Below are 13,376 nucleotides of genomic sequence, written 5' to 3' on the forward strand. Positions count from 1 at the left end.
CGCGGGGGAGCCGCCGGGCCGTCGTCAGAAGATCATCGGACGGTCGTCGTCGTCCTCGCCGTTCAGATCCAGGTCGACCACGACCGGGACGTGGTCGCTCGGGATCTCGCCCTTGCGCTCGTCGCGGTGGATGGATGCCCCGACCACGCCGTCGGCGAAGGCCGGGGAGCCGAGGATGAAGTCGATGCGCAGGCCCTCGTTGCGCGGGAAGCGCAGCTGCTTGTAGTCCCAGTACGTGTAGCCGGTGGGGACGAGCGGGCGGACGGTGTCGGTGAGGCCGGCGTCGAGCAGTGCCTGGAACGCGCCGCGCTCCTCGGGGGAGACGTGGGTCGACACGCCCTGGACGATCGTCGGGTCGCCGTTGTCGGCATCCGTCGGGGCGATGTTGAAGTCGCCGACGAGCGCGAGGGGAAGGTCGGGGTGAGCGGCGAGCGTCGACTGCGTGTAGGCGCGCAGGGCCTCGAGCCAGTGCAGCTTGTACGCGAAGTGGGGGTCGTCGAGTCCGCGGCCGTTGGGGACGTAGAGGCTCCAGACCTTGACCCCGTCGATCGTGGCGCCGAGCGCCCGGGCCTCCTGCGGGGCATCCGGTCCCTCATGCCCCTTCAGGAACCCCGGCATGTCGGGGAACGCGTACTCGACGTCGGTGATCGGCTCGCGGCTCGCGATCGCGACGCCGTTCCACTGATTCAGGCCGTGCGCCTCGACGTGGTACCCGGCCTCTTCGAACGCCTCGTAAGGGAACTGCTCGGGCTTGCACTTGATCTCCTGCATCGCGAGCACGTCGATGTTCTCGCGCACGGCGAAGTCGACGGTGCGCACGATGCGCGCGCGGATCGAGTTGACGTTCCAGGTGGCAAGCCGCATGGTTCCCAGCCTAGATCGGGCGTCCGACGCCGTCGGTCCTAGACTCGTCCCGTGACCGTCGCCTCCACGCCCGCACTCGAAGCCGACCGCCAGCGCCTCATCTCGCTCATCCAGGAGGAGGCCGTCTTCCACGGCGACTTCACCCTGTCGAGCGGCAAGAAGGCGTCGTACTACGTCGACATGCGAAAGCTCACGCTCGACCACCGCGCCGCGCCGGCCATCGGGCGGATCATGCTCGACCTGATCCGCGACGTCGACGGCATCGTCGCGGTCGGCGGTCTGACGCTCGGCGCCGACCCCATCGCCAACGCCGTCATGCACGAATCTGCGCGCACCGATTCCCCGCTCGACGCGTTCGTCGTCCGCAAGGAGCCCAAGGACCACGGCCGCGGCCGTCAGGTCGAAGGAGCGGATGTCGTCGGCAAGCGCGTCATCGTCGTCGAGGACACCTCGACCACCGGCCAGTCGGCGCTGAAGGCCGTCGAGGCGCTGCGCCGCGAGGGTGCCGAACCCGTCGCCGTCGCCGTCATCGTCGACCGCAAGACCGGAGCGCAGGCCGCCGTCGAGGCGGAGGGTCTCACGTGGCTCGCCGCGATCGACCTCGACGACCTGGGACTGCAGCCGCAGTAATCGGTCTACTTGGGCTCGAGGTCGTCCCAGGGTTTGCGGTCGTCGCGATGGTCGCCGCGTCGGCGCACCGCACCCACGATGATGACCACGAGCGACGTGACCAGCGAGAGTCCGACGACGGCGAACAGCAGATTCTGCTCGAGTCCGTTCATGCCTCAACTCTCCCACGAAGGGATGCCGCGACGCGGCGCCCGAGCGTAGGGTCGAGGGTGTGGCGCGAAACGACTGGGACCCCAACGATCTCCCCGATCTGAGCGGCCGTCGCTACCTCGTCACCGGGTCGAACACGGGCCTCGGATTCTTCTCCTGCCTGCAGCTCGCCGGCGCCGGTGCCCACGTCGTCATGACGGCGCGGAACCCGTCGAAACTGTCACGTGCGCGCGCCGCGATCCTGGCGCAGGTGCCGGATGCCGACCTCGAGACGCTCGCGCTCGACACCAGCAACCTCGGCTCGGTGCGCGCCGCCGCGGCGACCGTCCGCGGCCGCGTGGGACTGCACGGCGTGTTGTTCAACGCCGGGATCGTGCACCCGCCGAAGACCCGTGAAGTCACCCGCGACGGCCACGAACTCGTCATCGCCACGAACGCCCTCGGCCACTACGCGCTTGCGGGTGCCCTCCTGCCCGCGCTCGCGGCGGCGCGGGGCCGGATGGTGTGGCTCGGCTCGGTCGCGACGAAGCTCTTCCCGTGGGATCCGATCGACCCCGAACTCGTCGACGCCTACACGCCGTGGCGTGCCTACGTGCAGTCCAAGGTCGCGACCTCCGCGCTCGGTTTCGAAGCCGACCGGCGGCTGCGGGCGGCATCCGTCCCCGTCGCGAGTCTCGTCGCCCACCCGGGGTACTCCCTCGGCGGTCGTACCCGGCGTATCGCGGGGGTCAGTGTGCCGTCGCGACGCAAGCGGTTTCTCGGCGGGCTGCAGGCCGCTGTCTCGCAGTCGAAGGAGAGCGGCGCGTGGGCTCCCGTCCGGGCGCTGATCGACCCCGACGCCGAAGGCGGGCAGTACTGGGGGCCGGCGCGCACGTACACGGGGTCGCCCGTGCTCGTCCGCCCGTCGCGGGTCACGATCGATCCCGACGTCGGCGCCCGCATGTGGCACTACGCCGAGCACGCGACGCGGGCCGAATGGCCCTACCTCAAGGGACGCAAGCTGCGCCTGCGCTGACGCTCAGGCGGTGAGCCACACCGCGCGCGCGGCGGCGGGCGGCAGGTCGATCGTCGGGCCGCCGTCGACCTGCACGGCGTCGCGCCCCGTGGCGGTGACCGTGTGGCCGACGTCGAGGCCGACCTCCTCGAGCGAGCGCAGCAGTGCGGGGTCGCGATCCGAGACCCGGAGCACCCGTCCGGTGTGCCCGATCGTCGCCTCGGCGAGCAGGACGAACGGCTCGCGCTCCACGCTGCCGTCGGGTGCCGGGATGGCGTCGCCGTGCGGGTCGAACCGCGGATGCCCCAGCCGCGCGTCGATCCCCGCGAGCAGCCGGTCGCTGATCGTGTGTTCGAGGACCTCGGCCTCGTCGTGCACCTCGTCCCACGCGTAGTCGAACTCGCGCACGAGCCACGTCTCGATGAGGCGATGCCGTCGGATCACCGCGGTCGCGCGGCGGGTCCCGGCATCCGTCAGCGAGATCGGGCCGTAGGGACGATGCGACACGAGGCCTTGAGCTGCGAGCTTCTTGATCATCTCGGTCACCGATGAGGGCGCGAGTCCGAGTTCGGCGGCCAGCACCGAGGGAGTGACGGGATCGGTCTGCCACTCGGTGTGGTGGTAGATCGTCTTCAGATAGTCGTCGACGGTGGACGCGGGCACGCGCCCCAGATTATCCGCCGGCCGATCGCGAACCGAACGCGGCGACATCTCGAGCCACCGACCCCCGCCCAGCGTCACCACGACTGACCCACTCGCGGAGAAGCGTCCTCTCGGCCGCACTGAGATCCGTCAACTCGTCCGCGACGGCCCGGAGTTGGATCAGAAGGGCATCGACAGGGCGGGCGGACGTCTCACCCCGGCCCTCGACGATGCGGCCGAGGATGGCGTTCAGCATGTCGTCGGACAGGGTCGACACGCGCTCCGCGTCGGCCGGCGAGGCGAGCAGAGAGCGGATCACCCCGTCGCCCGCCGCGCGGATCAGGTCTACTGCTCTCTCCTCGGTGACCAGCAGGACTCCCGCCGCCGCAACTGCTCGGACGCGCACTGTCAGGACGTCGGGGATGTCCGACGGCGGGGAGGCCTCGGCTCCTCGATTCGCCCGGGTGGCGTCGTTCATGAGGAGATACAGACCCGGATTGGCGAGCCCGAAGTCGATGTGCGCTCGCCATGCGACTCTCAAGGCAGTGACGGGATCGGCGTCGTCATCAGCGACATCTTTGGACCGAGCGTAGGTCTCGAGGACGTAGCCAGCGACTGCTCGCACCAGACCCTGTTTGTCTTCGAACAGGCGGTAGATCGTGGGTGCTTGGACGCCCGCGCGCACCGCCACGGCGCGCGTGGTCATCGCCGCGGCGCCCCCTTCCGCGATGAGCTCGCTGGCCGCCAGGAGGATTGTCTCCCGCACGCGATGCCGTTGGGTGTCCTCTTCCTCAGTGACCACGGTTACGACGATACCCTCCCGGTGTTACTGTCGATATTATCAGCGATAACACATCGCCGATATCGTCGATAAACGCTTAGGGATGGCCAACCATGTCGCAGAAGATCACGATCGTCGGACTCGAAGAGCACATCGCGCTTCCCCTCGTGCTGGACGCCTGGGAGCGCTCCGGCGTCCAGCCCAACCCGCACGGCGGGTGGGGCGATGCCCCCTTCGCGCGCCGACTCCGCAGCACCGGGGAGGAACGCCTGGCCGACATGGACGATCAGGGGATCGACATGGCCGTTCTCTCACTGAACTCGCCCGGGGTCCAGAACCTGTCTGCCGCGGACGCGCCCGTCGTCGCCCGCGACGCGAACGATCACCTTGCCGCGATCGTCGCGGAACGTCCCGACAGGTTCCAGGCATGGGCCACGATCCCCACGGCCGATCCGACCGCGGCAGCCACGGAGCTCGAGCGGGCCGTCACCCGACTCGGCATGGTCGGCGCGATGCTCTACGGCCGGACCGGCGATGTCCTGGCGGATTCGCCGGCGTACGACGAGCTGTACGCGAAGGCCGTCGAACTCGGCGTGCCCCTGCACTTCCACCCGCAGGTGCCCACTCCCGGTGTCATCGACTCCTATTATTCGGGTCTCGGCCCCGCTGGCATGGGACTGGCCACCGCCGGACTCGGGTGGTACTACGACCTCGGCATCCAGTACATGCGGATGATCTTCAGCGGCGTCTTCGACCGCCACCCCGACCTGCAGGTCGTTGCCGGGCACTGGGGCGAGTTGGTGATGTTCTACCTCGACCACACCGGCATCATGGCCCACAATGCGGACCTCGAGCGCCCGCTGCTCGATTACTGGACGCAGAACTTCTGGATCGCCGGCAGCGGCACCGTGTCGGAGCGTTACCTGCGCTGGACCGCCGAGGTCGTCGGCACGGAACGTATGGTCTACTCCACCGACTACCCGTATACGTTCGGCACGCGGCCCGGCGGGTTTCCTTTCCTCGACACCTCGGCCGGGGTCGGGCGCAGCTTCCTCGAGGACTCCCCCTTCACCCACGAACAGAAGGTCGCCATCGGATCCGGAAACTGGGAGGCGCTGCGGGCCCGGCGGCGATGACGGCCAAAGGTCGTGTCGTCACGAGCCGAACAGGGTGAGCCAGAGCAGCAGCCCGTTGAGCGCGACGAGGAAGACCGACGCCAGGATTCCGGCGGCCGTCGTCCACGCCCGGTTGCGGTACGCGCCGAGCACATCCCTCTTCGCGGTGAGCGAGACGAGGGGGATGAGGGCGAACGGGATGCCGAAGCTCAGCACGACCTGGCTGATGATCAGCGCGAGCGTCGGGTCGACGCCGACCGCGAGGATCGCGAGCGCCGGCACGAGCGTCACGAGGCGGCGCGCGAGGAGCGGGATGCGGACGCGCAGCAGCCCGTGCATGATCTCGGCTCCCGCATACGCGCCGACCGCGCTGCTGGCGAGGCCGCTCGCGAGGAGCCCGACGGCGAACAGCGTCGCGACGACCGGACCGATGCCGTTCTGCAGCGCCGCGTAGGCGCCCTCGAGACTGTCGGTTCCGGGGACCCCGGCGAGGTTCGCCGCCGCCAGCAGCAGGATGCCGAGGTTCACCGTCCCCGCGACGGCCAGGGCGATCGTGACGTCCCAGCGCGTGGCGCGGAGCACCCGGCGGGTGTCGAGGGCCGCGCCGGTGGCCGCGGCATCCGCTCGCCGGCTCTCGGCCGGATGGAAGCGGTCACGGGCGAGCGAGCTGTGCGCGTAGATCGCATGCGGCATGATCGTCGCGCCGAGGATGGATGCCGCCAGCAGCACCGATCCGGTCCCCTCGAATCGGGGGAGCAGGCCTTGGGCGACGCCGGACGCGTCGGGCGGGCCGATGAAGACGCCGTAGGTGAAACCGACGGCGATGATCACCATCAGGCCGATGATGACGAACTCGAAGGTGCGCGCGCCGCGGCGGGATTGGATCAGCAACAGCGCGATAGAGACGGCGCCCGTGATGAGCCCGCCCCACACGAGCGGCACGCCGAACAGCAGCCACAGGGCGACCGCACCGCCGATGATCTCGGCGACGTCGGTCGCCATCGCGACGAGCTCCGCCTGCAGCCAGTACGCGCGACGAGCGGTGTGCGTGCGGAAGCGGGCGCCGAGGAGTTCGGGAAGGCTCCGCCCTGTCACGATGCCGAGCTTCGCCGACAGGTACTGGATCAGCCAGGCCATGACGTTGCCGAGTACGACGACCCACACCAGCAGGTAGCCGTAGCGGGCGCCGGCGGTCATGTTGCTCGCGACGTTCCCCGGGTCGAGATAGGCGACTCCCGCGACGAGTGCGGGCCCGAGCAGCCACGCCGCGCGGGTGCGCGGACGGGCGGTCCCGGGATTTTTCGGCATACCGAAAAATCTAACAGGGCCAGCGGATGCCCGGAAGCACCATCGTGGCTCCGGCGAGCTCAGCCCGTGGGGGACTCGAGCTTGTACCCCACGCCGTGCACGGTGATGAGTTTCGCCGGCCGCTGGGGGTCGTCCTCGATCTTCAGTCGCAGGTTCTTCACGTGGGTGTCGATGGTGCGCGGGCCGATCCACTGCGCGGAGCCGTGCAGCCGGTCGAGGAGCTGCGACCGGCTGAGGACGATGCCCGACTGAGTGGCGAACTCGAGCAGCAGATCGAACTCGGCCCGGGTCAGCTCGACGGGTCGCGCATCGACGGTCACCGTTCGGCGCTCGGGATCGATGACGAGGCCCCCCACGACGACGTCGGTGCGGATCGTCGTGGCAGGCAGCGCCCGCCGCAGCAGGGCGCGGACGCGACCGACGAGTTCGCGAGGGCTGTAGGGCTTCGTGACGTAGTCGTCGGCACCGAGCTCGAGACCGAGAAGCAGATCGTTCTCGGTCGACCGCGCCGTGAGGATCAGGATCGGCAGCTCGTGCATCTCTTCGCGAAGCGTGCGGCACAAGGTGAGCCCGTCGAGTCCGGGGAGCATCACGTCGAGGATCAGCAGGTCGGGGGAGGAGGCGCGGATCGAGGTCAGTGCGACGGCTCCGTCGTCGATGACCTCGACATCGTGCCGTTCGCGCTCGAGGTATCGGCGGATGAGCTCGGACTGCAGGGCGTCGTCCTCGACGATCACGATGCGGGCCACGTCATCGACTGTAGGCGCGCGACCGGAGCGAAGACGGTCTCGGCACCGCACGCTCACATTCCCTTCACAACCGGCGATCACTGTGGGGGCAACGACAGAGATCGGAGAACCATGTTCCGCCATTCGACCCGCCCCCTGGGCGTACTCGCCGGCCTCGCCCTCACGGTGTTGCTCGCGACCGGCTGCACCGCCGGTACGGCGCCGCAGGGCCAGGATGCCGCCCCTGTTCCGGACGATCAGATCGCGAGTCTCGAGACGGCGGCGCCCGAGAAGACGGCGACGGAGGACCCGTTGACCGCCGAATACGGTGAGCCGGTCCGGCTGCGCCTCGACATGACCGAGGAGGAGGGCGAGGCGGCGTGGCAGCCTCGAGAGCGATGCCTCGCGGATCGGATGCCCAAGGCGACGATCACGGGCGGCCAGGACAGCGGCGTGGGCGTTGCGACCAACGACGACCCCGAGGCGGCTGCCGAGGCGGAGGCGTTCTGCATGAGGTTCGCGCCGCTCCCGCCGCACGAGCTCGACGCCCAGAACCCGGACGCGCTGCGATTCGCTCAGAAGGTGGTCGACTGCCTCCACGCCGAGGGCGTCCGCTACGTCGAGATCACCCCCGCAGACGAGTTCGGACAGATCAACTTCGCTTTCGGTGGTGAGCAGAACGACTCGGCGTCGATCTCGCTGGGGATGGCGAAGGTCGACGGGTGCGTCGCCGGCGTCTCGGGCGGAACCCGATGAGCCGCGACCGCCGTCGACGCACCTTCGCCATCGCCGCAGCCGCCGTGGGGGCGACGCTCCTCCTCGCCGCGGGTGGGGTGGCAGCCGTGACTAAAGCGACCGAGCAGTCGCCGGAGCCCGCGCCGTCATCGCAGGTGGAACGTGCGACAGCCGAGATCGAGCGGGGCGACCTGTCGTTGACCGCGACTCTGGACGGGTCGATCGGGTTCGGCGCCGCCGAGCCCGTGTCGGTCAAGGCGAAAGGGACGATCACCTGGCTGCCGGCACCGGGTACCGACCTCGCGCGAGGCGCGACGGCACTCCGTGTCGATGACCACGCCATCCCGGTGCTCATCGGGACGACCGCGCTCTACCGGCCTTTGACCTCGTGGGGCATGACCGGTGCCGACGTGAGCATGGTGGCGGCGAACCTCATGGAGCTCGGGTATCTCCGCCGGGCCGACCCGGCGGATGCGCGGACGAACAGTGCGTTCCGCGCGGCCGTGCGCTCTTGGCAGAAGGCGCTCGGCCTCGAACGGACGGGAGACCTCGCACCGACGGATGTCGTCGTCCTCACCGCCGAGAGTCGCATCGCGAAAGTTACGGCCCGGCTCGGCGACACCGCGACCGGAACGCCGTTCACCGCCTCGACCACCGCGAGGATCGTCCAGGCGGTCGTTCCCGCTGGCGACGCGGGGCTCGTGGGTGCGGGGGCGGCTGCGGAGATCGAGCTGCCCGACGGCCGCAAGCTGGAAGGCACGATCCGCGACGTCGGCACGGCGGGCGACGGGGCGCAGTCCCAGGTGCGGGCGACGGTCGAGATCGCGGACCAGAAGGCCGTCGCCGAGGTGGATGCCGGGGCCGTCGTCGTCCGCGTCGTGACGAAGACCGTCGCCGACGTGCTCATCGCCCCCGTGCCCGCGCTCATCGCGCTCGCCGAGGGGGGCTACGCGCTGCAGGACGAATCCGGGCGGCTGCGCGCCGTCACGATCGGGCTCATCGCGGACGGCCGCGTCGAAGTGACCGGTGACGGGATCACCGCCGGCATGACGGTGGTGACCGCACGATGACCACGCCTGCTCTCGAACTCGATCACGTGGGCCGCATCCACCCGGGCGGCGTCGCGGCTCTGCAGGACGTGTCGCTCCGGATCGATGCGGGCGAGATCATCGCGATCGTCGGACGGTCCGGCGCCGGCAAATCGACGCTCCTGAACGTCCTCGGCACCCTCGACCGGCCCACCAGCGGAACCGTCCGGGTCGGCGGCATCGACACCGACGACCTCGATGACCGAGCGCTCTCGACCCTGCGGGGGCGGACGATCGGTTTCGTCTTCCAGAGCTTCCATCTGACCGACGGGCTGAGCGCCGAGGACAACGTCGCGACGGCGCTCCTGTACAGCGGCGTCCCGCGCCGGCTCCGTCGCGATCGCGCCCGAGCGGCGCTCGAGCGGGTCGGGCTGGCGCACCGCCTCGCGCACCGGGCTCGGGACCTCTCCGGCGGGGAGCGCCAGCGTGTCGCGATCGCCCGCGCCGTCGTCACCGAACCCCTGGTCGTCTTGGCCGACGAGCCGACCGGAGCGCTCGACAGTGCCAACGGCGAACGCATCGTCGACCTCCTCGAGCGACTCAATCGGGAGAGCACGACCGTCGTGGTCATCACCCACGACACCGGATTGGCCGCTCGGATGCCGCGCCGGGTCGAGCTCCGCGACGGCGGGATCGTGTCGGATACGGCCGCTCCTGCAGGGGAAGAGGTCGCTCATGTCTGAACGTCGGCCTCGCCTCGGCATCCGGGACCTGCTGAACCTCGGCACCGTGGGGCTGTTCACCCGCCCGCTGCGCGCCGTGTTGGCCTCGCTCGGAGTCGCCATCGGCATCGCCACCCTCGTGACGGTCACCGCGCTGCCCGCCTCGTCGCAGGCCGCGCTCGATCAGGAGCTCACGAAGCTCGGAGCGAACTTGCTGCGCGCCGATCCGAGGGTCGGCGTCGACGGTGAGCCGATCCCGCTCCCTCCCGAATCGCGCGGCATGCTGCAACGCATCGGTCCCGTCACGGATGCCGCGACGGTCGGAAACGCCCATGCGGGAGTCCGGAGCAACGGACTCCGCGACTACGTCGAGAGCGGCATCACGACCCTCGCGGTGACGGGCGACCTGCTCGGTGTGGTCCGGGGTGAGCTGGCCGAAGGCCGGTGGGTGGGCGACGATCCGTTGCCGGTCGTCGTCCTCGGTTCCGATGCCGCAGACCGCCTCGGGCTCTCACAGCTCCCCGATCGTGCGGTGTCGATCGACCTCGGCGGCATCCCGTTCCAGGTCATCGGCGTTCTGGAGGACACCCCTCTCGCGCCCGACCTGCAGTCGGCCGTGCTCGTGAGCGACGCGGCCGCCCGACGATGGCTCGACTTCGACGGCGCCCCCACCGTGGCCTACCTCACCGGCACCGAGTCGCAGATCGAGGCGCTCCGGCCCATCGTGGCCGCGACGCTCTCGCCGGGGGCGGCCGGCATGGTGCAGCTCAGTCGCCCGTCGGCCGTGCTCGCCGCGAAGGATGCCGCCCAGGCGAACTTCGATGGACTGTTCCTGACACTGGCGGGGATCGCCCTCCTCATCGGCGGGATCGGGATCGCGAACACGATGTTCGTCTCGGTGCTCGAGCGCCGGAGCGAGATCGGGCTGCGCCGGGCGCTCGGTGCGCATCGGGGGCAGATCCGCGCGCAGTTCCTCGTCGAAGCGGTGGTCCTCTGCTCGATGGGTGGGCTCCTGGGAGTCTCGCTCGGGCTGCTCGGCACGGTGCTGTGGAGTGCGACGCAGGGGTGGCCGGTGGTCATCCCGGTCGCGACGATCGTCCTCGGCGTGACGGCATCCCTGGTGACGGGGGCGCTCGCCGGGCTCGCGCCGTCGATCCATGCGGCACGGCAGTCGCCGACCGCTGCCCTCGCCGCAGGATGAGGGGCGCAGCGGATGAGGGGGCGGCGGGTGAGAGCATTGCCGACGGGATGAGCGTGCGATCGGACGAGCAGCAGACACGGCGACGGACGCCGCGCCTGCTGCTGCGGTACCTCGCCGCAGGCCTCCTCCTGGTCGTCGCGTCGGTCGGCAGCACGCTGTGGCTCGCGCAGACGGCGGAGTACCGCTTCGACCAGCGGTCATCGGATGCCGCCCTCGCCCGGAACGAGCAGATCCTCGACGAACTGAGTCTGTGGGCCGGCCGGCATCCGACCTGGGACGGAGTCGGACCCGAGCTCCTCGAACTCGCGCACGACACCGGCCGGCGGATCGCGCTCGTCGGGGGGGACGGAGAGCTGATCGCCGACAGTGCGCCGACTCTGCCGCGACCCGAGGAGTCGACGATGACGTTCGATCCGCTCGAGGAGTACGCCGAGCCGGGCACCCTCGAGCTGCGCCTGCACCGGGGGATCGTCGGCCCCTTTGGTCTCAGCGAGGATCAGCGGACGGCGCTGACCGCGCGCGCTGCTGACGTCCGCGCCTGCCTGGGAACGGCGGTCATCGGCTCGACCGTCTGGACGACGGGACGCCCGGTGGTGTGGGCCACGGACAACGCCCCGGATTGCGGGCGGACCCGACTCGACACCCCGCTGCCGTCCGAACAGGACGCTCTCGACGAACTGCGCGAACTCACGAACCGGTGCCTGCTCGACGCCAGTGCTCCTCCGATCGACCGTGTCGACCTCGACCTCTCGGCCGCGGCGGCGAGAACGGAACTCGCGTTCCGCACCGATCCCCCCGGGTCGGAGATCACCGCGGGATGCCTCCTCAGCGCACAGGTCGAGCAGGCCTCCGCCGTCACGGCGCCGACCGTCCAGATCGTCCTCACGAACCTCCGGGGGAACGTCCGCGGGCCCTTCGACGCGAGCCCGGGGACGATCGCACGACTCGCGATCGTCGTGGTCGTGCTCCTGGCTCTTCTCGCGGCCGCAGCCGCCATCATCCTCGCGCCGACCCTTCGGAGCGCGCGCAAGCTCGAAGACGCCGCCGACCGCTTCGCCGCCGGAGAGCGTGCGGGTCGGAGCGGAGTCGGTGCGACGGACGACCTCGCCCACGTGGGTGCGGCGTTCGACCGGATGTCGGCGGAGATCGCCAGTCACGAGACCGCCCGCCGCCGTCTTCTCGGTGACGTGGCACACGAACTGCGGAGCCCCCTGACGAACATCCGCGGCTGGGTCGAGGCCGCTGACGACGGGCTCGGAATGAGCGATGCCGAATTGCGGAGCCTCGTGCTCACCGAAGCGGGACGCATGGAGACCATCACGCGCGACCTGCAGTTGCTCGCGCTCGCCGAGACGGGCGACCTCGCCGTCGACCTCGCACCGGTGGATGCCGCCGAGGTCGTCCGCAGCGTCGTTGCGGCCCATCTCGTTCGCGCCGCGGCCGCAGACGTCACGCTGGCCGCCGACGTCGAGGGACCTCTGCCGATGCGCACCGATGCCGCGCGCCTCGGACAGATCCTGAGCAACCTGGTGGGCAATGCTCTCCGCCACACCGCCGCGGGCGGGTCCGTGCGGGTCGGCGCGGGTGCGACGGGCGGAACCGTCCGCTTCGAGGTGACCGATGACGGCGAGGGCATCGCCGCCGACGACCTGCCGTTCGTGTTCGACCGGCTGTGGCGGGGAGACCCGGCGCGCACGCGGTCGGGCGAGAGCTCCGGACTCGGGCTGTCGATCGTTCAGGGACTCAGCCAGGCGCTGGGTGGATCGGTCGAGGTCACGAGCGAGGTGGGCGTCGGGTCCCGCTTCACCGTCCTCCTGCCAGGATGCCCCGACTAACCTGGACCGGTGCCAGACCCGACCGAGCCCGACGCCGAGCCGCAGCTTCCGGTGGGGGTCGGGCCGTGGCCGGGCGAGTGGCCCGACGATCCGCACTACGACCGCGACCTGCTCGAGCACGGTGACCGCCGCAACGTCGTCGACCGCTACCGGTACTGGACGATGGCGGCGATCGTGGCGGACCTCGACGAGAAGCGGCATCCGTTCCACGTGGCGATCGAGAACTGGCAGCACGACATGAACATCGGCTCGATCGTCCGCAGCGCCAACGCGTTCGGCGCCGCCGAGGTGCACATCATCGGCAAGCGACGCTGGAACCGGCGCGGCGCGATGGTCACCGACCGGTACCAGCACGTCCGCCACCACGAGGACGTCGCGGCCTTCACGGTATGGGCGGATGCCGCGGGCCTTCCGGTCCTCGCGATCGACAACGTCGACGGCTCGGTTCCGGTCGACCGGGCGGACCTGCCCGAGCGCTGCGTCCTGCTGTTCGGGCAGGAGGGGCCGGGGCTGTCGCCCGAGGCGCTCGCCGCGGCATCCGGCGTCGTCGAGATCACCCAGTACGGGTCGACCCGGTCGATCAACGCCTCGGCCGCCGCGGCGGTCGTCATGTACGAATGGTGCCGCCGCTACGCGTGAGCCC

General features: G+C 70.3%; 15 protein-coding genes. 9 read left to right on the plus strand and 6 right to left on the minus strand.

Features of this window, described 5'->3' with window-relative positions:
• Positions 1-24: 24 nt before the first annotated feature.
• Positions 25-864 (minus strand): exodeoxyribonuclease III, encoded by an 840-nt coding sequence (locus tag BLR68_RS06910; RefSeq protein WP_018187567.1) that lies wholly within the window; start codon positions 862-864, stop codon positions 25-27.
• Between the two features lie 51 nt (positions 865-915).
• Between BLR68_RS06910 and pyrE the strand changes: the two genes are divergently transcribed.
• The gene (gene pyrE / locus BLR68_RS06915; protein ID WP_018187566.1) at positions 916-1,494 is read left to right on the plus strand and encodes an orotate phosphoribosyltransferase; all 579 of its coding nucleotides are present in this window, start codon (positions 916-918) and stop codon (positions 1,492-1,494) included.
• 5 nt (positions 1,495-1,499) lie between these two features.
• Here pyrE and BLR68_RS17960 read toward each other — a convergent pair whose 3' ends face one another.
• Positions 1,500-1,646: a hypothetical protein gene (locus tag BLR68_RS17960; protein ID WP_018187565.1), complete on the minus strand. Its 147-nt coding sequence runs from the start codon at positions 1,644-1,646 to the stop codon at positions 1,500-1,502.
• 59 nt (positions 1,647-1,705) lie between these two features.
• Between BLR68_RS17960 and BLR68_RS06920 the strand changes: the two genes are divergently transcribed.
• On the plus strand, positions 1,706-2,659 hold the full coding sequence (locus BLR68_RS06920) for an SDR family NAD(P)-dependent oxidoreductase (protein ID WP_018187564.1): 954 nt from the start codon (positions 1,706-1,708) through the stop codon (positions 2,657-2,659).
• A gap of 3 nt (positions 2,660-2,662) precedes the next feature.
• Here BLR68_RS06920 and BLR68_RS06925 read toward each other — a convergent pair whose 3' ends face one another.
• Complete coding sequence (locus tag BLR68_RS06925) at positions 2,663-3,301, minus strand: metal-dependent transcriptional regulator (RefSeq protein WP_018187563.1); 639 nt, start codon at positions 3,299-3,301, stop codon at positions 2,663-2,665.
• A 10-nt stretch (positions 3,302-3,311) separates the two neighbouring features.
• A complete protein-coding gene (locus BLR68_RS06930) occupies positions 3,312-4,082 on the minus strand; it encodes a TetR/AcrR family transcriptional regulator (protein WP_026302925.1) in 771 nt (256 codons plus the stop codon).
• 92 nt (positions 4,083-4,174) lie between these two features.
• Here BLR68_RS06930 and BLR68_RS06935 point away from each other — a divergent pair, with 92 nt between their 5' ends.
• Positions 4,175-5,197 carry an amidohydrolase family protein gene (locus tag BLR68_RS06935; protein ID WP_018187561.1) on the plus strand — a complete coding sequence of 341 codons (1,023 nt, stop codon included), beginning with the start codon at positions 4,175-4,177 and terminating at the stop codon, positions 5,195-5,197.
• An 18-nt stretch (positions 5,198-5,215) separates the two neighbouring features.
• On the opposite strand, the gene BLR68_RS06940 is transcribed toward BLR68_RS06935, so the two are convergent.
• On the minus strand, positions 5,216-6,484 hold the full coding sequence (locus BLR68_RS06940; protein ID WP_018187560.1) for an Nramp family divalent metal transporter: 1,269 nt from the start codon (positions 6,482-6,484) through the stop codon (positions 5,216-5,218).
• 59 nt (positions 6,485-6,543) lie between these two features.
• Positions 6,544-7,233 (minus strand): response regulator transcription factor, encoded by a 690-nt coding sequence (locus BLR68_RS06945; protein ID WP_018187559.1) that lies wholly within the window; start codon positions 7,231-7,233, stop codon positions 6,544-6,546.
• A gap of 111 nt (positions 7,234-7,344) precedes the next feature.
• Between BLR68_RS06945 and BLR68_RS06950 the strand changes: the two genes are divergently transcribed.
• Genes BLR68_RS06950 through BLR68_RS06975 form a run of 6 tightly spaced genes read left to right on the plus strand, consistent with a single transcriptional unit; the run spans position 7,345 to position 13,372 of the window.
• A complete protein-coding gene (locus tag BLR68_RS06950; protein WP_018187558.1) occupies positions 7,345-7,968 on the plus strand; it encodes a hypothetical protein in 624 nt (207 codons plus the stop codon).
• The gene (locus tag BLR68_RS06955) at positions 7,965-9,017 is read left to right on the plus strand and encodes a peptidoglycan-binding protein (protein WP_018187557.1); all 1,053 of its coding nucleotides are present in this window, start codon (positions 7,965-7,967) and stop codon (positions 9,015-9,017) included. The genes BLR68_RS06950 and BLR68_RS06955 overlap by 4 nt, the downstream gene beginning before the upstream one ends.
• A complete protein-coding gene (locus tag BLR68_RS06960) occupies positions 9,014-9,718 on the plus strand; it encodes an ABC transporter ATP-binding protein (protein WP_018187556.1) in 705 nt (234 codons plus the stop codon). The genes BLR68_RS06955 and BLR68_RS06960 overlap by 4 nt, the downstream gene beginning before the upstream one ends.
• Positions 9,711-10,898: an ABC transporter permease gene (locus tag BLR68_RS06965; RefSeq protein WP_018187555.1), complete on the plus strand. Its 1,188-nt coding sequence runs from the start codon at positions 9,711-9,713 to the stop codon at positions 10,896-10,898. The genes BLR68_RS06960 and BLR68_RS06965 overlap by 8 nt, the downstream gene beginning before the upstream one ends.
• Positions 10,899-10,945: 47 nt before the next feature.
• Entirely contained in the window at positions 10,946-12,733 is a 1,788-nt protein-coding gene (locus BLR68_RS06970; protein ID WP_018187554.1) for a sensor histidine kinase, read from the plus strand.
• Positions 12,734-12,742: 9 nt separating this feature from the next.
• Positions 12,743-13,372, plus strand: a complete 630-nt coding sequence (locus BLR68_RS06975; protein ID WP_018187553.1) for a TrmH family RNA methyltransferase — start codon at positions 12,743-12,745, stop codon at positions 13,370-13,372.
• The last annotated feature ends 4 nt before the right edge of the window (positions 13,373-13,376 follow it).

This window comes from Microbacterium sp. 77mftsu3.1, from assembly GCF_900100525.1.
Classification (GTDB): domain Bacteria; phylum Actinomycetota; class Actinomycetes; order Actinomycetales; family Microbacteriaceae; genus Microbacterium; species Microbacterium aquilitoris.

What these genes read in the sequence shown, in the direction of transcription:
- BLR68_RS06935 (WP_018187561.1), top strand. Translation starts at nt 4,175, where the DNA reads ATGTCGCAGAAGATCACGATCGTCGGACTCGAAGAGCACATCGCGCTT.
- BLR68_RS06950 (WP_018187558.1), top strand. Translation starts at nt 7,345, where the DNA reads ATGTTCCGCCATTCGACCCGCCCCCTGGGCGTACTCGCCGGCCTCGCC.
- BLR68_RS06910 (WP_018187567.1), bottom strand. Translation starts at nt 864, where the DNA reads ATGCGGCTTGCCACCTGGAACGTCAACTCGATCCGCGCGCGCATCGTG.
- BLR68_RS06960 (WP_018187556.1), top strand. Translation starts at nt 9,014, where the DNA reads ATGACCACGCCTGCTCTCGAACTCGATCACGTGGGCCGCATCCACCCG.
- BLR68_RS06940 (WP_018187560.1), bottom strand. Translation starts at nt 6,484, where the DNA reads ATGCCGAAAAATCCCGGGACCGCCCGTCCGCGCACCCGCGCGGCGTGG.
- BLR68_RS06965 (WP_018187555.1), top strand. Translation starts at nt 9,711, where the DNA reads ATGTCTGAACGTCGGCCTCGCCTCGGCATCCGGGACCTGCTGAACCTC.
- BLR68_RS06970 (WP_018187554.1), top strand. Translation starts at nt 10,946, where the DNA reads ATGAGCGTGCGATCGGACGAGCAGCAGACACGGCGACGGACGCCGCGC.
- BLR68_RS06955 (WP_018187557.1), top strand. Translation starts at nt 7,965, where the DNA reads ATGAGCCGCGACCGCCGTCGACGCACCTTCGCCATCGCCGCAGCCGCC.
- BLR68_RS17960 (WP_018187565.1), bottom strand. Translation starts at nt 1,646, where the DNA reads ATGAACGGACTCGAGCAGAATCTGCTGTTCGCCGTCGTCGGACTCTCG.